Source organism: Brevibacterium sp. NPDC056726 (assembly GCF_042790515.1).
Classification (GTDB): Bacteria; Actinomycetota; Actinomycetes; order Actinomycetales; family Brevibacteriaceae; genus Brevibacterium; species Brevibacterium sanguinis.
The window spans coordinates 1-22597 of record NZ_JBHTYZ010000004.1 but is presented as its reverse complement, the minus strand read 5'-3'; the positions used below and the strand labels follow the sequence as shown (position 1 = coordinate 22597).

Here is a 22597-nt window from a genome sequence, read left to right as displayed (position 1 = left end):
GGCAGAACGCGACTTCGCCACCAATGCAGGTCGCGGAGGGAAGAGAGGACCACACTGTGGACAATCGCAATCAGGGCGGACCGATACTCAACGGGCTGCCAAGCCAGGTGCCTGACATCGATCCAGAGGAGACAGAGGAGTGGTTGGCCTCTCTCGACTCCCTCATCGATGAAGGCGGGCGCTCGCGCGCACGCTACGTCATGCTGCGGATGCTCGAGCGCTCGCGTCAGAAGCAGATCGGCGTGCCCAGCCTCACCGCCACCGACTACGTCAACACGATCGGACCTGAGAACGAACCCTGGTTCCCCGGTGACGAAGAGGTCGAACGCCGCTACCGCCGGTGGAACCGCTGGAATGCCGCGATGCTCGTCCACCGCGCCCAACGCCCCGGCATCGAGGTCGGCGGCCACATCTCCACCTACGCCTCCTCGGCGACTCTCTACGAAGTCGGTCTCAACCACTTCTTCCGCGGCAAGGACCACCCCGGCGGCGGCGACCACATCTTCTATCAGGGACACGCCTCCCCCGGCATGTACGCCCGCGCCTTCCTCGAAGGCCGGATGACCGAGGAGGAGCTCGACGGATTCCGTCAGCAGCAGTCCCACCTCATCGACGGCAAGCCCGCCGGCCTCCCGTCCTACCCTCACCCGCGCCAGCTCGAGGACTTCTGGGAGCACCCGACGGTCTCGATGGGCCTCGGCCCGATGAACGCGATCGCCCAGGCCCAGTTCGACAAGTACCTCCACAACCGGGGGATCAAGGACACCTCGCAGCAGCAGACGTGGGCGTTCCTCGGCGACGGTGAGCTCGACGAGCCCGAGAGCCGCGGCATGCTCCACGTCGCCGCCTACGAGGAGCTCGACAACCTCAACTTCGTCATCAACTGCAACCTGCAGCGACTCGACGGACCGGTGCGCGGCAACGGCAAGATCATCCAGGAGCTCGAAGCGTACTTCCGCGGGGCCGGCTGGAACGTCATCAAGGTCGTCTGGGGCCGCGAGTGGGATGCGCTGCTGGCCAAGGACCGCGACGGCGCCCTCGTCAACCTCATGAACGAGACCCCCGACGGTGACTACCAGACCTACAAGGGCGAGTCCGGCGGGTTCGTGCGCGACAACTTCTTCGGCCGCGATCCGCGGACGAAGGCGATGGTCGAGAACTACTCCGACGAGCAGATCTGGCAGCTCAAGCGCGGCGGCCACGACTACCGCAAGGTCTACGCCGCCTACAAGGCCGCGTTCGAGCACACCGGTCAGCCCACCGTCATCCTCGTCAAGACCGTCAAGGGCTACTCGCTCGGTCCGCACTTCGAGGCGCGCAACGCGACGCACCAGATGAAGAAGATGACGATCGACGACCTCAAGCTCGCCCGCGATCACTTCCAGATCCCGATCTCCGACAAGGAGCTCGAGGAGAACCCGAAGCTGCCTCCGTACTACCACCCGGGACCCGACGCCCCGGAGATCAAGTACCTCCAGCAGCGGCGCGCCGACCTCGGCGGGTACTCCCCCGAACGGCGCAGCACGTACGTCGACCTCGCCCTGCCCGGCGACAAGGCCTACGAGGCCGGACGCCGCGGCTCGGGCAAGCAGACGATTGCGACGACCATGGGCTTCGTCCGCGTCCTCAAGGACCTCATGCGCGACAAGGAGTTCGGCAAGCGCATCGTGCCGATCATCCCCGATGAGGCCCGCACCTTCGGCATGGACTCGTTCTTCCCGACGGCGAAGATCTACAACCCGCACGGACAGAACTACATCTCCGTCGACCGGGACCTGTTCCTCGCCTACAAGGAGGCGATGGACGGACAGCTCCTCCACGTCGGCATCAACGAGGCCGGCGCGACGGCGGCCCTGACCGCGGTCGGCACCTCGTACGCCACGCACGGCGAGCCGATGATCCCGTTCTACATCTTCTACTCGATGTTCGGGTTCCAGCGCACCGGTGACTTCTTCTGGGCCGCCGGCGACCAGATGGCCCGCGGCTTCGTCCTCGGCGCCACCGCCGGACGCACGACGCTCGTGGCCGAGGGACTCCAGCACGGTGACGGCCACTCGCACCTGCTCTCCTCGACGTACCCGTCGGTGATCTCCTACGACCCGGCCTACGTCTACGAGATCTCCCACATCGTCAAGGACGGACTCAACCGGATGTACGGGCCCGATGACGGCCGTGATCCGAACGTCCTCTACTACCTGACGATGTACAACGAGCCGATGGTCCAGCCGGCCGAACCCGAGGACCTCGACGTCGACGGCCTGCTGCGGGGCATGTACCTGCTCAAGAAGGGTCCCGACAACGGGGGTCCGAAGGTTCAGCTCATGGCCTCGGGCGTCGGTGTGCCGTGGGCGCTGGAGGCCCAGGAGCTCCTCGAGAAGGACTGGGGCGTGTCCGCCGACGTGTGGTCGGTGACCTCGTGGACCGAGCTGCGCCGCGACGGCCTCGCCGCCGACGATGCGCGTCTGCTCGACCCCGAGGCCGAGCCGCGGATCCCGTTCGTCACCGAGAAGCTCCTCGACGCCTCGGGTCCGGTCATCGCGACCTCGGACTTCATGCGGGCCGTGCCCGACCAGATCCGGCAGTACGTGCCCAACCACTTCACGTCGCTGGGCACCGACGGCTACGCGATCTCGGACACCCGTCCCGCGGCGCGCCGGTACTACCTCGTCGACGGTCCCTCGATGGCGACCCAGGCGCTCATCTCGCTTGCCGACACCGGGGTGATCCCGATCGACAAGGCCGCCGAGGCGGCGAAGAAGTACCAGCTCGATGATCCGCGGGCGGGCGCCTCCGGTTCGACCGAGGGTGCCGGTGCGTGAGCCTGAACAGGTGAGCAGCCGCACACGCTGAGTGACGGAGATGGCCGGAGTCGACAGGACTCCGGCCATTTCTGTCCCCGATGACAGATTTTTGTGCGTTTCGCACAAGCGTTTTGTCTCAAGGCCTTTAAGCTGGAGTCCATGACCTCCGACACTGAGACTCTCCGTCGGCGAGCGGAGACGGGTCGACGTCTGCGCGCAGGCGTCGGCGTCCTCTCCACCGTGACCCTGCAGCGACTCGACACCCGGCTGCCCTGGTACCGCTCGATGTCACCATCGGATCGCTCCTGGGTCGGGCTCCTCGCCCAGTCGGGCATCAGCTCGTTCATCGACTGGTACCGCCAGCCCGACACCGATCTGCGGGTCGTCAGCGAGATCTTCAAGTCCGCTCCCCGCGACCTCATCCGCGCCATCAGCCTCCAGCAGACCCTCCAGCTGCTCAAGGTCGTCGTCGAAGTCGTCGAGGAGCGCGTGCCCGACATCGCCCGCACCGCCGAGCAGCCGGCGCTGCGCGAAGCCGTGCTCATCTACTCCCGCGAGATCGCGTTCGCCGCGGCCGACGTCTACGCCCGGGCTGCGGAGGCCCGCGGCAGCTGGGACGCCCGCCTCGAGGCGATGGTCGTCGACGCCCTCGTGCGCGGGGACTCCGTCGACGAACTCGCCAGCCGCACCGCCGCCTTCGGGTGGCAGTCCGAGGAACCGGTCACCGTCCTCGTCGGCCGCGCCCCGCAGCGGTCGGCGAAGAAGGGCATCGAGGTCATCCGCCGCAAGGCCCGGAAATGGGCCGAGGACGCCCTCGTCGGCATCCACGACAACCGTCTCCTCATCGTCCTCGGCGGAGTCAGCGACCTCGACACCGCGGTCGAGGACCTCTCGGACTGCTTCGGCCCCTCCGAGGTCATCGTCGGTCCCAGCGTGCCGACGCTCGCCGAGGCGGCCACCTCGGCGAAGGCGGCGATCATGGCGCTCAAGGCCGCCACCGCCCGTCCCGACTCCCCGCGCCCGGTCAAGGCCGACGAGCTCCTGCCCGAACGGGCTCTGGCCGGCGATGCCGTGGCCCTGGGCGAGCTCATCGCCCGCTACTACGAGCCGCTGACCTCGGGCACCGGCCAGCTGCTCAAGACCGTGAGCGCCTACGTCGAGTTCGGCTCCTCCCTCGAAGCCACCGCGAAGGCCCTGTCCGTCCACCCCAACACCGTCCGGTACCGGCTGCGGAAGATCACCGAGGCGATCGGGCTCGATCCCACGGTCTCCCGGGACGCGTTCGTCATCCACATCGCATTGGTGTACGGACGACTGTCAGATGCCGGGCTATTGTCGCAAGGCGACAAAACGCAATGACGCCCGACAACCATCCGTTAGATTGAACAGCGACGTCGAACGAAAAGAGATTCTCAGTGCTAGTCATCACGTGCCCAGGTCAGGGCGCCCAGAAGTCAGGCTTCCTCGAGTCCTTCCTCGAACTCGAGACCTTCTCAGCACAGATCGATGAACTCGCCGCCGCGTCGGGCATCGACCTGCGCGCGCACGGCACGACCTCCGATGACGAGACGATCAAGGACACCGCGCTCGCGCAGCCGCTGCTCGTCGCCGCGGCCATCGCCTGCGCCGCCGAGCTCGGCGTCACCCCCGACGTCGTCGCCGGCCACTCCGTCGGTGAGATCGCCGCCGCGCAGATCGCCGGCATCCTCACCCCCGCCGATGCCATGCGCTTCGTCGCCGTGCGCGGCGCCGGCATGGCCGAGGCCGCAGCCGCCACGCCGACCGGCATGTCCGCCGTCGTCGGCGGGGAGCCCGCGGACGTCCTCGCCGCGATCGACGCCGCCGGTGCGGCACCGGCCAACGTCAACGGCGGCGGCCAGACCGTGGCCGCCGGTGCACTGCCGAACCTCGAGGCCCTCGCGGAGAACCCGCCCGAGCGCGCCCGGGTCATCCCGCTGCCCGTCGCCGGAGCCTTCCACACCGAGTACATGGCGCCGGCCGTGCCGACGCTGACGGAGACCGCGGCCGAGCTCACCGTGACCGATCCGAGCCTGCCGATCCTCACGAACTCCGACGGCAGCGTCGTCGACAGCGGCGCCGCCTACGTCGACCTCCTCGTCTCCCAGGTGACCAACCCGGTGCGCTGGGACCTCTGCCAGGAGACGCTGCAGCGCCTCGGCGTCACCGGGCTCATCGAGCTCGTCCCCGGCGGCACGCTCACCGGCATCGCCCGCCGGGCGCTCAAGGGCGTCGAGACCTACCCGATCAAGTCAGCCGCCGACCTCGACGGTGCGCGTGAGTTCGCGGCCGCCCATGCAGGCGCCGCGGCCAACGCCGGAGAAGAAGGATGACCACCGCCATGCCCACACTCAACACCGCACAGACCGGCCGGTTCTCGAAGATCGCCGGGATCGGCGCCTACCGCGCCGAGAACCTCGTGACCAACGACGAGATCGCCGGTCCGATCAACTCCTCGGACGAGTGGATCCGGCAGCGCACCGGCATCGTCACCCGCCGCCGGGCCAGCAAGGACGTCGGCGTGCTCGAGATGTGCGAAGAGGCGGCCCTCGAGGCGATCGCCTCGGCGGGACTCAAGCCCGAGGACATCGGCGGCGTCATCATCTCCACGGTGACCTTCCCCTACTTCACGCCCTCGGCTGCCGCTGCGCTCACCGACCGCATCGGCACCGGACCGGTGCCCGCCTGGGACATCAGCGCCGCGTGCGCCGGCTACTGCTACGGCATCGCCCAGGCCGATGCGCTCGTGCGCGCCGGCACGATGGACAACGTCCTCGTCATCGGCGCCGAGAAGCTCTCCGACGTCATCGATCCCACCGACCGGTCGATCTCCTTCATCCTCGGCGACGGGGCCGGCGCAGTCGTCGTCACCTCGGCCGATGAGCCGGGCATCTCGAAGACCGTGTGGGGGTCGAAGGGCGAGAACTGGTCGACGATCCGGATGACCGAATCGCTCATGGACGTCCGCGACGACCGCGACCTGCCGTTCCCCACCCTGCGCCAGGACGGGCCCACCGTCTTCCGCTGGGCGGTGTGGGACGGCGCCGAGGTGGCCAAGAAGGCCCTCGAGGAATCGGGGGTCGAGGCCTCCGACCTCGCCGCCTTCATCCCCCACCAGGCGAACATGCGCATCATCGACGAACTCGCCAAGCAGCTGGGACTGCCCGAGTCCGTCGTCATCGCCCGTGACATCGCCGACAACGGCAACACCTCGGCGGCCTCGATCCCGCTGGCCACCGAGCGTCTCCTGCGCGAACAGCCCGAACTCAGCGGCGGACTCGCCCTGCAGATGGGATTCGGCGCCGGACTCGTCTACGGCGCCCAGGTCGTTCGCCTGCCCTGAGCGCCCGTGGCGCGGGCGAAATCACCGCGCGAATGACCTAAGATATTCGGCGGGACACTCGTCGATACCGTTCCAATCCGACCGGGGACATCTCGGTTGTCACTAGAAAGTAGGAAAGAAATGGCATTCACCGAAGCTGAAGTCCTCTCCGGACTGGCAGAGATCGTCAACGAAGAGACCGGCCTGGCCGTCGAGGCCGTCGAGCCCTCCAAGTCGTTCACCGACGATCTCGACATCGACTCGATCTCCATGATGACGATCGTCGTCAACGCCGAGAAGAAGTTCGGCGTGAAGATCCCGGACGACGACGTCAAGGACCTCGTCACCGTCCAGGATGCCGTCGACTACATCAACAAGGCCCAAGAAGCCTGAACATCTGAGGACGCACACGGCCCGTCCACCGACGGGCCGTGTCCCACACTATCGACGAGGTTTTCACCATGACACCAAAAGTTGTCGTCACCGGGATTGGTGCGGTGACCCCCTTGGGCGCCACTGCCGATGAGACCTGGCAGGCCCTGCTGGCCGGTCAGTCCGGCGTGTCCACGCTCGACAACGACTGGGCCGAGAAGTACGGCCTGACCGTCGACTTCGCTGCGACGGTCGACTCCGAGGTCGTGCCCGAGAAGCTCAAGCGGGTGCAGGCCAAGCGCCTCGACCCCTCGAGCCAGTTCGCTCTCATCTCCGCCCGTGAGGCCATGGCCGACGCCGGTCTCGAGGAGACCGATCCCGAACGCACCGCGGTCTCCTGGGCCACCGGCATCGGCGGCGTGTGGACGCTGCTCGACGCCTGGGACACGCTCAAGGACGAAGGTCCGCGCAGCGTCATGCCCCTGACCGTGCCGATGCTCATGCCCAACGGCCCGGCTGCCGCGATCGGCATGGAGTTCAAGGCCCGTGCCGGTGTGCAGACGATGGTCTCGGCCTGTGCGTCGTCGACCGAGAGCCTCGGTCACGCCTTCGACCTCATCGCGAACGGCGACGCCGACATCGTCATCGCCGGCGGATCCGAAGCCGCGATCCACCCGATCACCCTGGCGGCGTTCAATTCGATGCAGGCGCTCTCGCGTCGCACGGATTCCCCCGAGACCGCTTCCCGGCCCTACGACGTCGACCGTGACGGCTTCGTCATGGGCGAGGGCGCAGGCGCGCTCATCCTCGAGACCGAGGAGCATGCGAAGGCCCGCGGGGCGAAGATCTACGCCGAGGTGGCCAGCTGGGGCATCTCGAACGACGCCTACCACATCACCGGCAACGAGCCCGAGGGCAAGTACGCGCTCAAGGCGATGGAGGATGCGCTCGAGGCCGGCGGCCTCACCCCCGCCGACATCAAGCACGTCAACGCGCATGCGACGTCGACGCCGGTCGGTGACATCCCCGAGTCCGTGGCGATCGCCGAGCTCCTCGGCGACTCCGTCGACGACACGCTCGTCAGCGGCACGAAGTCGATGACGGGCCACCTCCTCGGCGGTGCCGGGGCGGTCGAGGCGATCTTCACGGTCAAGGCGCTCGAGACGCGGACCGCTCCCCCGACGATGAACATCACCGAGGTCGATCCCAAAGTGAAGATCAACATCGTCCGGGACACTCCCGCCCAGCTGCCCGACGGTGACATCGCCGCCCTGTCGAACTCCTTCGGGTTCGGCGGACACAACGCGGTCGTCGCCTTCAAGTCGGTGTGATCGACTGACACACGTTCTGTCACACGACGAAGGGCCCCAGCTTCGGCTGGGGCCCTTCGTCGTGTCGCAGAGGAGGCGCAGGACCGGAGGGCACGTCGGAGGCAGTGACGCGCCCACGCGGCGTCGGGTGCGTGAGCAGCGCAGGAAGCGCTGCCGGTGTGCCGGAGTCAGCCGACCTTGGTCAGCCAGCGGACGGGGGCGCCCTCACCGGCGTGGCGGAACGCGTCGAGTTCTTCGTCCCACGCTTCACCGAGGGCGAGGCCCATCTCATGGGCGAGCTGCGCGGGATCTCCGCCGGCACGCTCCATGACGGAGCGGATGCGGTCTTCGGGCACGAGGATGTTGCCGACGGTGTCGGTCACGGCGTGGTAGATGCCGAGGTCAGGAGTGTGGCTCCACCGTCCGCCGTCGACACCGGCAGAGGGTTCCTCGGTGACTTCGTAGCGCAGTGAATCCCAACCGCGGAGCGCGGATGCGATGCGAGAACCCGAGCCTGCGGGCGCGCGCCAGCAGACTTCGGCACGCACGAGGCCCGGTGCTGCCGGCTGGGGTGTCCAGTCGAAGCGTGCCTGTGCGCCGATCGCCCCGCCCGCTGCCCATTCGATGTGCGGGCAGAGCGCGCGAGGTGCTGAGTGGACGAAGAGTACGCCCTGTGTCATATCCATGTGTGCCTCCTACCTCGGATACGTCTTCCCCTACGATCCGAAAGGAGGTACTCCGCTCATGATAGTCGACAAACAGACGTGAGCCAAGTAGCGAAATGCCTGATGACACGTGGTTCTTCTCGTCGGTCAGGAGCGGCGGCGATGCATCTGCTCGGTCATCGTCTCCAGCCGCGAGAGGCCGCTGACGGCAGCCCAGCCGCGCACGGCGGTGACCACCCATCCGTCGAGGCCGAGGTCCTGCCACGCGAGTCGTTCGGCAGCGGGGCACACGGCCCGACCGATGACGAGGAGAACACCGATCATCATCCCGACCACAATCAGCAGCACCATCATCACCAACTCCTCCCACGTGCGCAGCGACTTTCGCTCCCTTTCAGCATGAACCTCTGCGCCCTCAATGAAAAGCAAATCATTGTGAATGATCATCAGGCAGAGATTTAATGATCGAGCTCTCTCCTGGGGACTGATTGCCTTCGCGGTTCCCCGGGCTGGGGTCGTGGCCGACGTCGTTGCCCGGCGAATCGGGTCCATGCCGGTTCTAGACAGGTGACTCATAAGTCACCTATTGTTGCGTTCGTGGCCACTTCCGATGACGACGCGGTTCTCCTGGCGCTCTCCCATCCGAGTCGACGGGCGCTTCTCGACGCCCTCCATGACCGGGACGGGCAGAGCGTGAGCGAGCTCGGGCAGGTCCTGCCCGCTCTCGGGCGCCATGCCGTCCTCAAGCATGTGGGCGTGCTCGAGGACGCAGGATTGGTCACCTCGCACAAAGCCGGGCGCATCCGCCTCTGCTATCTCAATGCCTCGCCGCTGGTCGCGCTGGCCCACCGCTGGCTCGACGACTACGCGCTCGGGTGGGGGCAGGCACTCAACCGACTGAAGAACACGTCCGAACGGAGACCGCAGATCATGAGCAGCACCGCACCCCTGCACCGCCACGCCATCGTCATCGACGCCTCACCCGAGCGGGTCTGGACCGCACTCACCGAGGAGACCTCCTCGTGGTACTTCACCACGACGCTGAACTCGTCGCTGGAGCCCGGCAGCGCATTCACCTACACCTACCCTGAAGGCCGAACTGCCGCCGAGGGCACAATCATCGCAGCCGACCCCGGTCAACGACTGGAGATGACCTTCTCGCCGGCCTGGGACGACGCCGTGGCCCCGGAGGCCCCCTTCCGCCTCGTGTGGTCCTTCGCATCCCGCGGCGAGTCCACGCTGGTGACGATCGAGCACTTCGACCTCGACCCGTCCACGGAGACCGCCCGCCAGGTCGACCACGGCAGCCTGGTCCTCATCTCCAACCTCAAGACCTGGATCGAGACCGGTGCGCCCATGCACGCCTGAGGTCTCCTATCACTGGCGGTGTCCGGCGATGACGAAGCCCCGCATCTCTCACCGCGGTGAGAGATGCGGGGCGATCGCACAGGGGTGCCCCCGGCCGGACTTGAACCGGCGACCAAAGAATTATGAGTTCCCTGCTCTGACCAGCTGAGCTACGGGGGCGAGCCGTGACCAGATTAGCACCAGAAGGCCGGCAGCTCCCATTTCGCGCGGATCGTGAGAGAGCGTCGACCCAGAGCCCACAGAGCACGCTCGACGGTGGGGCGAACTGCGCGGCAGACGAGTCAGTGCGCCGAGGTGCTCGGGGAGATCCGAGTGAGCACGCTGCGGGCGGCGTCGACGCAGGTGTAGCGCTCAGTGGTGATGTAGACATCGTACTCGACCTGTCCGTCGCTGCCGGGATCGTTCCGGCGGGCGGCGGCGACGAGGCCCGACCAGTCGGGTCCGACGACGACGACTCCGTGCTCCTTGCGCATCGGATCAGAGGCGTCGACGACTCCCCCGCGCACCCCGGGCACCGGCGGAGTCGTGAAACCGCCGGAGAACATCGCCGTGAGACCGACCGTGTCGCGGATCCGCTCATACCGGTCATAGGTCGCCTGGGAGAACGACTCCTCGTCCCCGAAGACGCCGAGCGTGATCGTCGCCGCACCGGAGGCCAGAGCCCGCTCCTCGAGGGCGGCGATCTGGGCGATGAGCAGCTCGCGGTTCATCACGAGAGGCTCCCGTCGCAGCCCCTGCGCTATCGAGTACGGGGTGCCGAGCGCCGGGAGGTTGCGCGAATGGTGATCGGCGAGAGCGTCTTCGACCGGCGGGGCGAACGGCTCGGGCTCACGGGTCGAGCGACCGAAGTACGGACCCGACATGAAGCGTGCGCCAAGTGCCTGCACCCGGTCGAGATCGTCCTCGCTCGAGACGCCCTCGGCGAGGATGACCGCGCCGGTCCGCTCGAGGTGGGCGTGGAGGAGCCGATTGAGCTCGGCCAGCTGCGCACTGCATTCGATGGTGAGGACGTCGGGATGGAGGCCGACGACCGAGGGGTTGACGAGCGGCACGAACGACGTGCTGCGCAGGTCGGGTCCGACCGAGGACATTCCCACGCCCCAGCCCATCGACCGGGCCTGGCGCACCGAGCGGAGGACGGAGGCCGGGGAGGAGGAGACGCGGTCGGCGTCGAGCTGGAGGATGCACGAGCGATCGGGTTCGGCTGTCCGATCCTCGAGCGTGGCGAAGGACTCCTCCTCGGCGTGGAGGAAGAGGCGGTTGGAGTTCGGCAGTCCAGCCGCCTCGGCGGTGCGCAGGGCGGTCGCCCGCATCGAGGCGTCGATGTCGCCGATCATCGCTGAGGCGTGCATCGCCTGGCGCAGGTTCTCCGACTCGGCGTGGCCGAGAGCGGGATCGCCGATCGGCGCTTGGAGGATCTGGTAGCCCACGGTATCGAAGGTGAAGGAGTCGACCACGGGTGCGAAGAAGGTCTCGATCCCTCCCGACCGCACCAGCTCCTCGAGGGCCAGGTCCTGATCGTTCGCCGTGCCTACCACCGTCTGTCCTTCCCTGTGAAAACCTGCGTACACAGTCTTCCACAGTCGTGTCCGGTCAACGGTTTGGATTCGATAACATTATTCCGCTCACAGCTGAGGTCGCCGCGTGCGCCTGACCTCGGCGATCCCGACGATGCCGGCGATGATGACGACAACGGCGATTGCCAGGAATGCGACGATGAGCCCGAGGTCCCAGTCGCTGACCGCGACGACGGCGAACGCGACCGCGGTGAGGATCGCCAGCCCCATCGAGGTGCCGATCCGCTGACCCGTCTGCAGCACTCCCCCGGCCGATCCGGCGTACTTCAGCGGCACCTCGTTGAGCGTGAGCGTCTGGTTCGGGCTGATGACCATGCCCTGCGCGATCCCGACGAAGCTGAGGGTGAGCAGCAGCCACCATTCGCTGCCGATGCCCTGCGCGAGGAGGGCGACGACGAGGACCGAGGAGAGCAGACCGAAGAGGCAGGTGACGATGCCCCAGACGACGAGGCGGCGCCCGGCCTGGAAGACGTAGCGGCCGGAGATGTCGGCCGACAGCGCCGAGAGCAGCGCGGCGGGCAGTCCGATGAGCCCTGAGGCCAGCGCGGTGTGGCCGAGGCCCTGCTGCATGAACATCGCGACGATCACCCACACACTCGTCACCCCCATGAAGTAGAGGGCGATGATGATCGAGCCGTTGCTGAAGCTCTTGATCACGAAGAGGTCGAGTTCGACCATCGGGGTCCGGCCACGGGACTCATACCGTCGCTCCCACTTCGTCCACGCCCAGATGACGACGAGCCCGAGCGGCAGGGCGAACCACACGAACCAGCCGACGGAGGATTCGACGAACGGCAGGAGGACGAGGAGGACGCCGAGTCCGAGGAGGACGACGCCGACGGGGTCGAGATCGTGCCGGTGCCGACGCTGGGCCGGGGGCACCGCCTCGTCGATGGGGTCGGTCTGGTCGACAGCCGGGCCCCACGCGGACTTCGGCAGCCAGACGATCGCGAAGATCACGGCGAGGATGGCGAACGGGACGTTGACGAGGAACGCCGCCCGCCACCCGAGGGCATTGCCGAAGATCGCGATGAGGACGCCGCCGAGCACCGGTCCGATCGCCACCGACAGACCGACGATCGTGCCCATGAGGCCGAAGGCACGACCTCGGCGCGGTCCTTCGAAGTACTGCTGGAGGAGACCGACGACCTGCGGGTTGAGCAGTCCCGAGCCCAGGCCCATGACGACGCGGGCGATGTTGAGGGTGATCGGGTCCGGGGCGAGGCCCGACACGAGCGAGGAGATGCCGAAAAGGCTGACTCCGGCGATGAAGAGCTGGGCACGGCCGAAGACGTCGCCGGCGCGACCGGCCGCGACGAGGACGACGCCGAAGGAGAGCGCATACCCGGTGAGCACCCACTGGAGGGCGGAGGTCGAGGCGCCGAGGTCGCGCTCGATCGCCGGGAGGACGACGTTGATGATCGACACCGACAGCAGGGACATGAACAGCGGGACGAGAGCGACGAGGAGGATCCTCTTCTGCACCTGAGTCATTCCGCCGCCAGCAGCCATTCCACACCTTTCGACCATTCTCGACAGCCGACGTCACCGTCGACCGTCCTCCCGCTGGTGATCCTATCCCCTTGCCCGCCGGCCGGCGCGGTGGGACCACCCGTTGACACCGGCCCATGAGCGTGTGACGGTAGGGCGACCTCCCCTCCCACCGCGACGATCGGAGCATGATGAACCGGAACGGGAACCCAGCTGCGTCCATGACGTTCCCCGCGGGGATGGGGCAGGCACAGCGGCCGACGGGTCCGCTCCTCGGCATCGTCATCGCCACCGTGATCTTCTTCGTCGCCCAGCTCGCGGCGCTGCCGGCCGGCATGCCGAGCGAGGGAGCCGGACTCACCTTCGTCCAACAGGCGGTGCTCACCGGCAGCTTCGGGGTCGGGGCGGTCCTCCTCCTGCTCTGGGTCCGGTTCAAGGAGCGCCGGCCGATCCGCTCGCTCGGCTTCGCCGCGCCCGGGGCAGGAGCGAAGATCCTCCGCGGCGCGCTCATCGGCCTCGTCATGATCTCCGCGGTCGCCCTCATCACCGTCGCCTCCGGTCAGGGGACCCTCGGCCCACCGAACTGGAGTGCGCTGCTTCCCGCGCTCATCCTCCTCGTCGGCTTCACGATCCAGGGCAGCACCGAGGAGCTCTTCGCCCGCGGCTACCTCGTCCAAGCCGTGTCGTGGAAGTGGGGACTGCTGGCGGCCTTCGTCGTCCAGACCGTGTGGTTCACCCTCCTCCACGGCGCCAACGGCGGCATCACAGTCGTGTCCGTGCTCAACCTCGTCCTCGTCGCGGTGTTCCTCGGCTTCTGGTCACTCGCCGAGGAGGGGCTGTGGGGCGTCTGCGCGTTCCACGCCGTGTGGAACTGGGGTCAGGGCAACCTCTGGGGCGCCCATGTCTCGAACATGGACGTCGAGACCTCGGTCCTCTCCTTCCGCCCGACCCCCGGTGCCGGCGACCTGATCTCGGGCGGATCGTTCGGCTTCGAGGGCAGTCTCGTGTCCTCGCTCATGCTCGCTCTCGGCACGGTCGTCGCCGTCGTCATGGTCCGCCGACGGCGGCGTGCGGCGACGGCCGATCGGGGCTGAGAGGACACAGCCGGGCAGGGGACAATGGTGTCATGACGAATGACACGATGAGAGCCGCCACCCAGCACAGTCTCGGAGGCCCGGAGGTCCTCGAGGTCGTCGACCTGCCGCGTCCGCAGCCGCGGACCAACGAGGTGCTCGTGCGCGTCCGCGCCGCCGGGCTCAACCCGACCGATTGGAAGCACCGCGCGGCCGGGCGCTTCCTCGGTCAGCCGCCGTTCGTCCTCGGCTGGGACGTCTCCGGAGTCGTCGAAGCCGTCGGCGTCGGGGTCGCGCGCTTCGCAGTCGGCGATGAGGTGTTCGGCATGCTCTCCTACCCATACGGTCACGGCTCGCATGCCGAGTACGTCGCGGCACCGGCGCGGGTGTTCGCGAAGAAGCCGGCGGGACTCGACCACGTCGAGGCCGCCGCCCTGCCGCTGGTGTCGCTCACGGCGTGGCAGATGCTCATCGACTACGCGCAGCTGACACCGGGCCAGCGCGTCCTCATCCATGCCGCCGCCGGCGGAGTCGGCCACGTCGCCGTGCAGATCGCCAAGGCCCACGGCGCCCACGTCATCGGCACGGCCAGTGGGAAGAAGCATGATCTCCTCCGCCGCCTCGGCGCCGATGAGATGATCGACTACCGCACGGAGGACTTCACGGAGACCGCCACCGACATCGACGTCGTCCTCGACACCCTCGGCGGGGACACCGCGATGCGGTCGCTGCGCACCCTCACCCCCGGCGGGATCGCGGTCTCCACCGTGCCGGTCGGCCCCGACGACTTCACCACCGAGGCGACGCGTCTGGGCGTCAGGGCGCTGCGGATGCTCGTCGACTCCTCCCATGCCGACCTCACCGCGATCGCCGGGCTCGTCGACGCGGGTCGGCTCAGGCCCGAGATCGCCGCGACCTTCCCGCTCGAGGAGATCGCTGCCGCGCACCGCCTCGGCGAGACCGGGCGCACCACCGGCAAGATCGTCATCACGATGTCCTGACACGCCTCAGGGCCCGGCGCACGGGGTGTGCGCCGGGCCCTGAGGCGGAGCGGCTCAGATCGGGTAGCCGGTGACCGGACCCTCCCAGTTCGGCTTCCAGCCGAGTGCCGGGGCGACGTGCTCGGCGAAGGACTGGAGGACGTGGAGGTTGTAGTCGACGCCGATCTGGCTGGGGATCGTCAGCATGACCGTGTCGGCGGCCTCGATCGCCGGGTCGTCCTTGAGCTGCTCGATGAGGACGTCCGGAGCGGCCGCATAGGTCTTGCCGAACGTCGAGCGCATGTCATCGATGATGCCGATCTGGTCGCCGTCCTCATGGGAGCGGCGTCCGAAGTAGAGGTCGTCGAGATCGGTGGTGATCGGGAAGATGCTGCGGCTCACCGACACGCGCGGGGTCCAGTCGTGACCGGCCTCCTTCCACGCTTCGCGGAACTTGTCGATCTGCTCGCGCTGGAGGTCGGCGAACGAGTCACCGGTCGCCTCGGTGAGCAAGGTCGAACTCATGAGGTTGACGCCCTGTTCGGCCGCCCACTCCCCTGTCGCGCGGGTCGCCGCACCCCACCAGATGCGGCGGTCGAGGCCGGGGGCGTGCGGTTCGATGGAGAGCCGGGCACCGGGACCGAACTGCTTCGGGTCGGCCGGAGCCATCTTCTCGCCCTTGACGGCGGCCATGAACTTCCCGAACTTCGCGCGGGCGATGTTCGCGCCCTTGGCGTCTTCGGCGTCGAGATAGCCGAAGGCCTCCCACCCGCGCTCGGCCGGCTCCGGTGATCCGCGGCTGACGCCGAGGGCCACGCGGCCGTCGGCGAGGATGTCGAGCGCTGCGGCCTCCTCGGCGAGGTAGAGCGGGTTCTCATAGCGCATGTCGGAGTTATAACACTCGACGACCTCCCTCCTACTTCCTCGTCCGGGCAGCGCGGAGACCGTTGAGGATCACTATCACCTCGGCGATCTCGTGCACCAGCACCACCGCGGCCAGCCCCAGCACGCCGAACAGGGCCAGCGGCAACAGGGCGGTGATGATCAGCAGCGACAGGATGATGTTCTGATTGATGATGTGCCGACCGCGACGGGCGTGGTCGAACGCCCGCGGGAGGAGCCGCAGGTCGTGGCCGGTGAAGGCGACGTCGGCGGACTCGATCGCGGCGTCGGAGCCGGTCGCGCCCATCGCGATGCCGATGTCCGCGGCGGCCAGGGCGGGGGCGTCGTTGATGCCGTCGCCGATCATCGCGACCGAGCCGTGCCTGCCCAGTCCGCTGATCGCGGCCGCCTTGTCCTCCGGGCGCAGCTCGGCGCGCACGTCCTCGATCCCGGCCTGCGCGGCCAGCGCCCGGGCGGTGCGGGCGTTGTCGCCGGTGAGCATGGTCATCCCGACGCCCTGGGCGGCGAGGGTGCGGACCACCTCGGGGACTTCGGGTCGCAGCTCGTCGCGGACGCCGATCGCGGCGACCGGGACGTCGTCGCGGTGCACGATCACGACGGTCATGCCCTGCTCCTCCAGGCCGGCGACCTGGTCCTTGAGCGTCCCGGCGTCCAGCCAGCGGGGGCTGCCGACGGTGACCCGGGCCCCGTCGAGGGTGCCCTCGATGCCGTGCCCGGCCTGCTCGGTGACCTCCAGGGCGGCGGGGGCTCCGGGTGCGGCGGCGGTGATCGCGGCGGCCAGCGGGTGGGTGCTGTGCTGCTCCAGGGATGCCGCCCAGGCCAGGGCCTGCGCCTCGGTCACGCCGTCGGCGGTGAGGACGGCGGTGACGGCGGGCTCGTTGCGGGTGAGGGTGCCGGTCTTGTCGACGGCGACGTGGCGGATCACGCCGAACCGCTCGAACACGGCACCGGACTTGATGATCACGCCGAATCTGCTCGCCGAGCCGATCGCGGCGACGACGGTCAGCGGGACGGAGATCGCCAGCGCGCACGGCGACGCGGCGACGAGCACCACGAGGGCTCGGGTGATCCACAGCTCCGGGTCGCCCAGCAGCGAGCCGATGATCGCGACGAGGGCGGCGAGGATCAGCACGCCGGGCACGAGCGGCCGGGCGATGCGGTCGGCCAGGCGGGCACGGTCGCCCTTCTCGGCCTGCGCCTGCTCCACCAGCTCCACGATCGTGGTCAGCGAGTTGTCGGTGCCCGCTGCGGTCGTCTCGACCTCCAGGGCACCGGCGGTGTTGATCGCCCCGGCCGACACCGCGTCGCCGGGCTCGACCTCCACCGGGATCGACTCCCCGGTGATCGCCGAGGTGTCCAGGCTCGACCGGCCCGTCCGGACGATCCCGTCGGTCGCGATCCGCTCACCCGGACGCACGAGCATCAGCTGACCAACGGCCAGATCCTTCGCGGCGACCTCCACGGGCGCGCCGTCCTGCCGGATGGTCGCGGTCTCCGGGACCAGCTTGAGCAGCGCCCGCAGCCCGCCGCGGGCGCGGTCCATGGCCTTGTCCTCCAGCGCTTCGGCGATGGAGTACAGGAACGCCAGCGCCGCGGCCTCCTCGACGTAGCCGAGGATGACCGCGCCGACCGCGCTGATCGTCATCAGCAGCCCGATGCCCAGCTTGCCCGTGAACAGCTTGCGGATCGCGCCGGGCGTGAACGTCGACGCACCCAGCAGCAGGCCGATCCAGAACGCCACCAGCGCCGGGATCTCCGCACCCGTCCATTCCAGGACCAGGCCCGTGCCGAACGCTACGCCGGAGAACACCGGGACCATGATCCCGCGGTCACGCCACCACGGACGCTCCCGCTCCTCCTCGGCCTCCTCGCCGACCCGGGTCTCCGGCTCGTCGCAGCCGCACGCCGCGCTCACGCGCCCGCTCCCGTCCCACAGCAGCCCGGCACCGTGCACTCGGCGTCCACGCACGGCGCGTGCTCGTCCACGGCCAGCGTCACGTCCACCAGCGCCGTGAGCGCCGCCGCGAGGTGCGGGTCGGCGATCTCGTAGCGCGTCTGCCGACCCTCGGGCTCGGCGACTACGATCCCGCAGTCGCGAAGACAGGTCAGGTGGTTCGACACGTTGGAGCGCGTCAGCTCCAGCTCGCGCGAGAGCACGGCCGGGTAGCTCGGCCCGTCCAACAGGGTCATCAGGATCCGGGAGCGCGTCGGGTCCGCCATGGCCCGGCCGAGCCGGTTCACGACGTCGAGGCGAGAAGCAATGGTCAGCATGCACTGAACTATACAGCAGGCACTGACCTATTGTCACTCTGTGGAGTTCTGCCGCACGCGCTCCGCGCGCTTGCCCTCGGGAGCTGGGGTCACCTCCGCCAGCGGGGCCATGTCGGCATCCCGCGGCCCCTCCACGTCTCCGCCAGGCCGACGATCCAGCGGGCGGAGGCGAAGAGGGCGTAGCCGGCACTGGCGAGACCAGCGCTGACCACGAGCCAGCGCCCGATGCCGAGCCACACGCTCCCGTCCACGTCCAGCGCCCACTGAGCACCCGTGATCAGGCCCGCTACGGCCATCCAGACGCCCGCGACCAGCATCGCGAGCGGCACGAGCGCGAGGAGCATCGCGGCGGCGGCGCTCCAGAGCTGGCGCGCCTCGACCTTCGCCGTCGCGGCGATGACCCTTTCGGCCCGCTCGTTCGCGGCGTCGAGGTTCGCCGTCATCGTGGCCGAGGCCTCCCCGGCGACCTGTTCGACGGCCTTCTGCACGCGCTCCTCGGTGCGCTTCTCGATCCGCTGCACGGCACCGCCGACCCTGCTCACGAGCGCCCTGCTCTCGTCGGCCTGTGCCTTGAGCGCTTCACATGCTGCGGTCGTAACTGTGTGATTCCTCTGCGCTTCGACGATCAAGCTCTGCGAGGCGCTCTTCAGCTTCTCGCCGTCGAGACTCTGCGCGAATTCGCCGAGCGTGCTCGCGATCTCGCTCTGCCTGCTCGCGATACTCGCGATCCTCTCGGACACGTCGCTGGAGGGCGAGGAGGTCGACGGCGGGGCCGTGATCCGCTCCAGCCGCCTCGTCGTCTCCTCGTCCATGACCTTCACGAACCCCGCGAGCTTCTTCTGCTGCTCGGCCAGCCGGTCGAGCCTCGCATTCTGCGCCTCGACGGCGGCGAGGATCGAGGTCAACGCCTCCATCGTCTCCGGACTGCCGAGCTGCTGCCGCTGCTCGTCCTGCGCGTTCTGCTGCTTCAATCGATCGAGCGCTGCGCTCATGGTCCTGCTCCTTCTGCTGCTGGTGGTAGTCGAAGAACGCCTGCGCGCCCTCCGGGGTGAAGTCCGCAGAGAGGGCGCTCGTGCGCTTGCGGCGCTCGGCGCGCCCGGACTCGCCGCGGCGGTCCTCGATGTAGAGCGTCCACGTCTCCTTGCCGACGTTCTTGCCCCGCTTGCTGACGGCGGTGTGCAGGCGCATCCGCGGCACCCGCTCGTCGTCGCCGAGCCGCTGGTTCTGCTCCTCGATCACCGCTTCGAGACCGGCCTTATCCACCGCGCGGGGATCGGCCAGGGCTGCGCTCATACGGTCGCCCATCTCACGGTCGAGCCCACCCTCAGCGAAGTCCTCGCGGCGCAGCTCCCAGTCCTTCGGCGCGTGCTCCAGCCGCTTCACGACCGAGAGGCCGTGCTCGCGCATCAGCTCGTCGTTCGCCGACTGCACGCCCCGCTGGTTCCCGGCCTTGCGGTCGTGGAACGTGCGGTAGTCGCTGAGCGCCTTCCCGGTCCGGTTGTTGTGGTTGATGACCAAGATGTGGTTGTGCGGCTTGCGGCCACGTCCATCCACATGCGTCAAGACGAGGCAGTCCGAATCCGGGTGCATCCTCTTCGCCAGCAGGTAGCCCAGATCATTCACCCGCTGCACGTCCTCCGGGCTCTTCGGGTCGAACTCCTCATCGCTGAAGCTCTGCCTGTAGTGCAGCGCCTCGACGTCGCGCTTCGTGTGCTGCGTGAGCGCGCGGGCGCGCGCCGAGAACGCTCCCGGGCCTCCCGGCACGTCGCACGTGACCGCGACCCCGCGCTCGTCCTCCTTGCCCCGGATGTAGCGCTCCGTGTCCGCGGCGCTCGTGCTCGGGCTGTAGTGCGTGGTGCTCATGAGACCGTCCGATCACCGAGCAGGGCGCGGACCTCGCGCAGCAGCTCGATCAGCTCGGGCACCTCCGCCGACAGCGCCACCGCCTCACCGGCCCGTGCACGGCGGTCCAGGTCGTTGACGTTGATCGCCAGCGGGCGCACCTGCGCGGCCAGCTCCCGGGCGTCCGCCGAGGCCTGCGCGCGCGTCTCGACCCCGAGCAGGCGTGCGGCCACGGCGGCGTCCAGCTCCTCGCTCCGAGAGGCGTGCAGGGCATCGCGCACGACGCTCCGCACCCACGTGCTCGGAGCCAGCCCGAGCCGCTTCGCACGAGTGCGCAGCGCCCCGAGCGTGGCGTCATCGAAGCGGGTATCGAGCCGCCCGCCGCTGCCACGACGACGCTTCGCGCCGCCGTGACTCTGCCGCACAACCTCCGCATCAGCCCGACCGGTGCTCACCGGGGAGTCGGCCTGCTGCTCCACCTGTACGCCAGAGTGGCAAGCAGTAGCCCCGTCGGACACATCGCTGGCGCTCGTGCCCTCCGTGGCTGCTTGCGAGGGGGCTCCGCCCCCTTCGATCCCCTGGAAGTGTCCATCGAGCTCGGTGCTCATGCCGCACCTCCGATCAGCGCCATCGGCACGTCTGGGCTGCGCACCGCGAGTCCGCCCAGCAGCTCGGCGACCGCGCCGTCCGCGTCGTGTTCCGCCGAGGTCTCGGGACCGTAGGTCAGTTCCCGCGACCCGGCGTTCTGGTGGTACGCGTTGCCGTACATGCCGGGCGTGTGCGCGGCGGCCGGAACGCTGCACTGGTGCCACTCGTAAGGCTCGATCTTCCCGATGTGCTGCACGAGGTACCGGTTGATGTCATCGGCGCGGAAGACCTTCACCACGGACGCCAGGCGACGGATGAACTGGTCCAGCGCCTCGTCCACGTTGCCCTTCTGTCGGGCGTAGTAGAAGAACTCGACGGGTTCGATGGTGGCCGTGATGACGATGAGCCGCGGGGCCACCTCCCCCTTGTTCCTGTAGCGAGCCTTCGCCGGAGAAGCGTTGAACGGATCGAGCAGCAGCAACCAGTCGTTCGCGTCCATCGCCGAGGCCCGCAGATCGTCGAGCAGCAGCACTTCCTCCCCGCGCCAGTCATCGAGCGGGTTCCCCGTCGCGGCCCGGTAGACCTGCCACCGCTCGCCGTGGGCGTTCACCGAGTCGAGCGCTGCCGTGATGAAGTCCGTGGCGAACCGCGTCTTGCCGATCCCGGCATCCCCGTGGACGAACACCACGTGCGTCGAGAACTCCCCGGCGCGGAGCTTCGCCGCCGCCCGGTACGCGCGGCGCTGGCCGTAGGCCGACAGAGCGTCGTCGATCTCCCGCTGATGCCGGGAGTAGATGTCGAACAGCTCATCGGTGAGCATGATCTGATCGCGCGTGACCTCTCCCTGGAGCACGCGCTCACGCATGTCCTCGAAATTCTCGGCGACGACCTTCTTCTTCACGTGCGCGCGACCCTTGAGCCACGTCTCCCGGCGCTGGGCATCGATGCCGAGGTAGTCCGGCCCGCGCACCGTGGCGACCTCCGACGGCGCGTACTGGTGCTTGTCCGCGTACTTCACGTGCGTCAGATACGACAGCATGTTGTCGAAGGCGTACCGCCCGCGACCGGGCTTCTCGACGTACTGAGGCTCGACGCCGATGCCGAACGCGAGCCGATCCAGCGGGGCGCTTTTCGCGCGGCTGGCGAACTTGATGACCGCGTGCAGGTGCTCGGGCTTCGGCTCGACCACGAGCGCCTTCTCCGTGTCGCTCCAGACCTCGCGCTCGTCCTTGTCGTGCACGATGCCGTAGGCCTCGATGACCTCGCAGCCGATGGCCTCGAGCCGCTGCACCACGTAGGCGAGGATCGTCTCGGCTCCCTGCCGGAGCAGCGCGGCACCGTTCGCGTCCTCGGCGGCCCAGGTCCAGTACGACGGATCGAGGTACTGCGTGAGCCCGATGCTCGTCGGGTTGTTCTCCTGCTTAGCCACGGCGACTACCCCCACCGTGGGAGGCGCGACGACTCTCAGAGGGAGTCCGGCGCCTAAATGACCCCCTATTGACCCCCAAATGAGACCCCAAATGATCCCGCGTGGCCGCGTGACGGAGCGAGCGCAGAAACGCCTTCTGACCAGGCGTGTTGTTGCAAGGCGCGGCAATCGACAAGCCCTTGCCGCGCCCGTAGGAACGAATGAGGGTCTCAGAACTCTTGGAGTTCACGACGACGGGCATCCCGCCTTCGGCGGGTGCCAGGCCAGGCCCTCCGGGCGGGGTCAGGTCGGCGGGAGCGGTGCTGGGGTTGCGGGCGTCGGTTCGCATCAGCGACCACCGCCCTTGCGGTAGCGCTTGATGACGGCCTGATGGGTGACGCCGAGGGCGTCGCCGATCCTGACCCAGGTCACCCCGTCGGCGCGAGCATCGGCGACGGCGATCTCGACGGCCTCCTCCAGCACGGAGCGAAGCACGCCGAGGTCGTAGAGGCGGGGTTATAGGCCAAAAAGTGTGTCCGTGATCGTCCCGGATCCCAGCCACACCAAGGACAATCACCTGATTGCTTAGCTCTGATCGCTTAGCATTC

Annotated in this window: 20 protein-coding genes, 1 tRNA gene and 1 pseudogene; 9 read left to right on the top strand and 13 right to left on the bottom strand. The window is 68.5% G+C overall.

The annotated features are described in order from the left end of the window. Positions 1-23 precede the first annotated feature (23 nt). The 6 genes from aceE (at position 24) to ACFQ91_RS08985 (ending at position 7844) form a co-directional block, all read left to right on the top strand. Positions 24-2819, top strand: a complete 2796-nt coding sequence (aceE, locus tag ACFQ91_RS09010; protein ID WP_232623588.1) for a pyruvate dehydrogenase (acetyl-transferring), homodimeric type — start codon at positions 24-26, stop codon at positions 2817-2819. Positions 2820-2960: 141 nt separating this feature from the next. After that, positions 2961-4160: a CdaR family transcriptional regulator gene (locus ACFQ91_RS09005; protein ID WP_198498697.1), complete on the top strand. Its 1200-nt coding sequence runs from the start codon at positions 2961-2963 to the stop codon at positions 4158-4160. 56 nt (positions 4161-4216) lie between these two features. Continuing rightward, positions 4217-5152 (top strand): ACP S-malonyltransferase, encoded by a 936-nt coding sequence (locus ACFQ91_RS09000; protein ID WP_198498696.1) that lies wholly within the window; start codon positions 4217-4219, stop codon positions 5150-5152. Between the two features lie 8 nt (positions 5153-5160). Next, positions 5161-6162, top strand: a complete 1002-nt coding sequence (locus ACFQ91_RS08995) for a beta-ketoacyl-ACP synthase III (protein WP_137825492.1) — start codon at positions 5161-5163, stop codon at positions 6160-6162. A gap of 120 nt (positions 6163-6282) precedes the next feature. Then, positions 6283-6534, top strand: coding sequence for an acyl carrier protein (locus tag ACFQ91_RS08990; protein WP_137825491.1), 252 nt, complete (start codon positions 6283-6285; stop codon positions 6532-6534). 68 nt (positions 6535-6602) lie between these two features. Continuing rightward, positions 6603-7844, top strand: coding sequence for a beta-ketoacyl-[acyl-carrier-protein] synthase family protein (locus ACFQ91_RS08985; protein WP_344258182.1), 1242 nt, complete (start codon positions 6603-6605; stop codon positions 7842-7844). Between the two features lie 167 nt (positions 7845-8011). Here the strand turns inward: ACFQ91_RS08985 and ACFQ91_RS08980 are convergent, their stop codons facing one another. Together ACFQ91_RS08980 and ACFQ91_RS08975 are read right to left on the bottom strand one after the other, a co-directional pair. Further along, a complete protein-coding gene (locus ACFQ91_RS08980; RefSeq protein ID WP_344251625.1) occupies positions 8012-8503 on the bottom strand; it encodes a DUF3145 domain-containing protein in 492 nt (163 codons plus the stop codon). A 132-nt stretch (positions 8504-8635) separates the two neighbouring features. Then, positions 8636-8935: a hypothetical protein gene (locus ACFQ91_RS08975; RefSeq protein WP_344251617.1), complete on the bottom strand. Its 300-nt coding sequence runs from the start codon at positions 8933-8935 to the stop codon at positions 8636-8638. A gap of 150 nt (positions 8936-9085) precedes the next feature. On the opposite strand from ACFQ91_RS08975, the gene ACFQ91_RS08970 reads away from it, so the two are divergent. After that, the gene (locus ACFQ91_RS08970; RefSeq protein WP_344251618.1) at positions 9086-9856 is read left to right on the top strand and encodes an SRPBCC domain-containing protein; all 771 of its coding nucleotides are present in this window, start codon (positions 9086-9088) and stop codon (positions 9854-9856) included. 85 nt (positions 9857-9941) lie between these two features. Here ACFQ91_RS08970 and ACFQ91_RS08965 read toward each other — a convergent pair. The 3 genes from ACFQ91_RS08965 to ACFQ91_RS08955 all read right to left on the bottom strand — a co-directional run bounded on the left by ACFQ91_RS08965 (position 9942) and on the right by ACFQ91_RS08955 (position 12945). Continuing rightward, a tRNA-Ile gene (locus ACFQ91_RS08965) sits at positions 9942-10015 on the bottom strand. Positions 10016-10137: 122 nt separating this feature from the next. Then, a complete protein-coding gene (locus tag ACFQ91_RS08960; protein WP_344251619.1) occupies positions 10138-11394 on the bottom strand; it encodes an EAL domain-containing protein in 1257 nt (418 codons plus the stop codon). Positions 11395-11481: 87 nt separating this feature from the next. Beyond that, positions 11482-12945, bottom strand: a complete 1464-nt coding sequence (locus ACFQ91_RS08955) for an MFS transporter (RefSeq protein ID WP_344251620.1) — start codon at positions 12943-12945, stop codon at positions 11482-11484. Between the two features lie 200 nt (positions 12946-13145). Here ACFQ91_RS08955 and ACFQ91_RS08950 point away from each other — a divergent pair, with 200 nt between their 5' ends. Together ACFQ91_RS08950 and ACFQ91_RS08945 are read left to right on the top strand one after the other, a co-directional pair. Then, positions 13146-14018, top strand: a complete 873-nt coding sequence (locus ACFQ91_RS08950; protein WP_344251621.1) for a type II CAAX endopeptidase family protein — start codon at positions 13146-13148, stop codon at positions 14016-14018. A 32-nt stretch (positions 14019-14050) separates the two neighbouring features. Next, positions 14051-14998, top strand: coding sequence for an NADP-dependent oxidoreductase (locus ACFQ91_RS08945; protein WP_344258183.1), 948 nt, complete (start codon positions 14051-14053; stop codon positions 14996-14998). 54 nt (positions 14999-15052) lie between these two features. Here ACFQ91_RS08945 and ACFQ91_RS08940 read toward each other — a convergent pair whose 3' ends face one another. From ACFQ91_RS08940 to ACFQ91_RS08905, 8 genes and pseudogenes are all read right to left on the bottom strand, one after another. Next, entirely contained in the window at positions 15053-15862 is an 810-nt protein-coding gene (locus ACFQ91_RS08940; RefSeq protein WP_344251623.1) for an LLM class flavin-dependent oxidoreductase, read from the bottom strand. A 31-nt stretch (positions 15863-15893) separates the two neighbouring features. Then, positions 15894-17795, bottom strand: coding sequence for a cation-translocating P-type ATPase (locus ACFQ91_RS08935; protein WP_223399776.1), 1902 nt, complete (start codon positions 17793-17795; stop codon positions 15894-15896). Next, a complete protein-coding gene (locus ACFQ91_RS08930; RefSeq protein WP_223399569.1) occupies positions 17792-18151 on the bottom strand; it encodes a helix-turn-helix transcriptional regulator in 360 nt (119 codons plus the stop codon). Before ACFQ91_RS08930 ends, ACFQ91_RS08935 begins: the two co-directional genes overlap by 4 nt. Before the next feature lie 89 nt (positions 18152-18240). Then, on the bottom strand, positions 18241-19143 hold the full coding sequence (locus ACFQ91_RS08925) for a hypothetical protein (RefSeq protein ID WP_342037489.1): 903 nt from the start codon (positions 19141-19143) through the stop codon (positions 18241-18243). A gap of 409 nt (positions 19144-19552) precedes the next feature. Then, positions 19553-20014, bottom strand: a pseudogene (locus ACFQ91_RS08920) (relaxase/mobilization nuclease domain-containing protein); the annotation flags it as partial. Further along, entirely contained in the window at positions 20011-20601 is a 591-nt protein-coding gene (locus tag ACFQ91_RS08915) for a hypothetical protein (protein ID WP_342037490.1), read from the bottom strand. The pseudogene ACFQ91_RS08920 and the gene ACFQ91_RS08915, both read right to left, overlap by 4 nt. Next, positions 20598-22010 (bottom strand): Rep family protein, encoded by a 1413-nt coding sequence (locus ACFQ91_RS08910; protein ID WP_094426311.1) that lies wholly within the window; start codon positions 22008-22010, stop codon positions 20598-20600. Before ACFQ91_RS08910 ends, ACFQ91_RS08915 begins: the two co-directional genes overlap by 4 nt. Before the next feature lie 327 nt (positions 22011-22337). Then, positions 22338-22484 carry a hypothetical protein gene (locus ACFQ91_RS08905; protein ID WP_344251624.1) on the bottom strand — a complete coding sequence of 49 codons (147 nt, stop codon included), beginning with the start codon at positions 22482-22484 and terminating at the stop codon, positions 22338-22340. Positions 22485-22597 lie beyond the last annotated feature (113 nt).

What these genes read in the sequence shown, in the direction of transcription:
- ACFQ91_RS08975 (WP_344251617.1), bottom strand. Translation starts at nt 8,935, where the DNA reads ATGATCATTCACAATGATTTGCTTTTCATTGAGGGCGCAGAGGTTCAT.
- ACFQ91_RS09005 (WP_198498697.1), top strand. Translation starts at nt 2,961, where the DNA reads ATGACCTCCGACACTGAGACTCTCCGTCGGCGAGCGGAGACGGGTCGA.
- ACFQ91_RS08985 (WP_344258182.1), top strand. Translation starts at nt 6,603, where the DNA reads ATGACACCAAAAGTTGTCGTCACCGGGATTGGTGCGGTGACCCCCTTG.
- ACFQ91_RS08945 (WP_344258183.1), top strand. Translation starts at nt 14,051, where the DNA reads ATGACGAATGACACGATGAGAGCCGCCACCCAGCACAGTCTCGGAGGC.
- ACFQ91_RS08980 (WP_344251625.1), bottom strand. Translation starts at nt 8,503, where the DNA reads ATGACACAGGGCGTACTCTTCGTCCACTCAGCACCTCGCGCGCTCTGC.
- ACFQ91_RS08950 (WP_344251621.1), top strand. Translation starts at nt 13,146, where the DNA reads ATGACGTTCCCCGCGGGGATGGGGCAGGCACAGCGGCCGACGGGTCCG.
- ACFQ91_RS08940 (WP_344251623.1), bottom strand. Translation starts at nt 15,862, where the DNA reads ATGCGCTATGAGAACCCGCTCTACCTCGCCGAGGAGGCCGCAGCGCTC.
- ACFQ91_RS08930 (WP_223399569.1), bottom strand. Translation starts at nt 18,151, where the DNA reads ATGCTGACCATTGCTTCTCGCCTCGACGTCGTGAACCGGCTCGGCCGG.
- ACFQ91_RS08955 (WP_344251620.1), bottom strand. Translation starts at nt 12,945, where the DNA reads ATGGCTGCTGGCGGCGGAATGACTCAGGTGCAGAAGAGGATCCTCCTC.
- ACFQ91_RS08990 (WP_137825491.1), top strand. Translation starts at nt 6,283, where the DNA reads ATGGCATTCACCGAAGCTGAAGTCCTCTCCGGACTGGCAGAGATCGTC.
- ACFQ91_RS08925 (WP_342037489.1), bottom strand. Translation starts at nt 19,143, where the DNA reads ATGAGCGCAGCGCTCGATCGATTGAAGCAGCAGAACGCGCAGGACGAG.
- aceE (WP_232623588.1), top strand. Translation starts at nt 24, where the DNA reads ATGCAGGTCGCGGAGGGAAGAGAGGACCACACTGTGGACAATCGCAAT.
- ACFQ91_RS08915 (WP_342037490.1), bottom strand. Translation starts at nt 20,601, where the DNA reads ATGAGCACCGAGCTCGATGGACACTTCCAGGGGATCGAAGGGGGCGGA.
- ACFQ91_RS08995 (WP_137825492.1), top strand. Translation starts at nt 5,161, where the DNA reads ATGCCCACACTCAACACCGCACAGACCGGCCGGTTCTCGAAGATCGCC.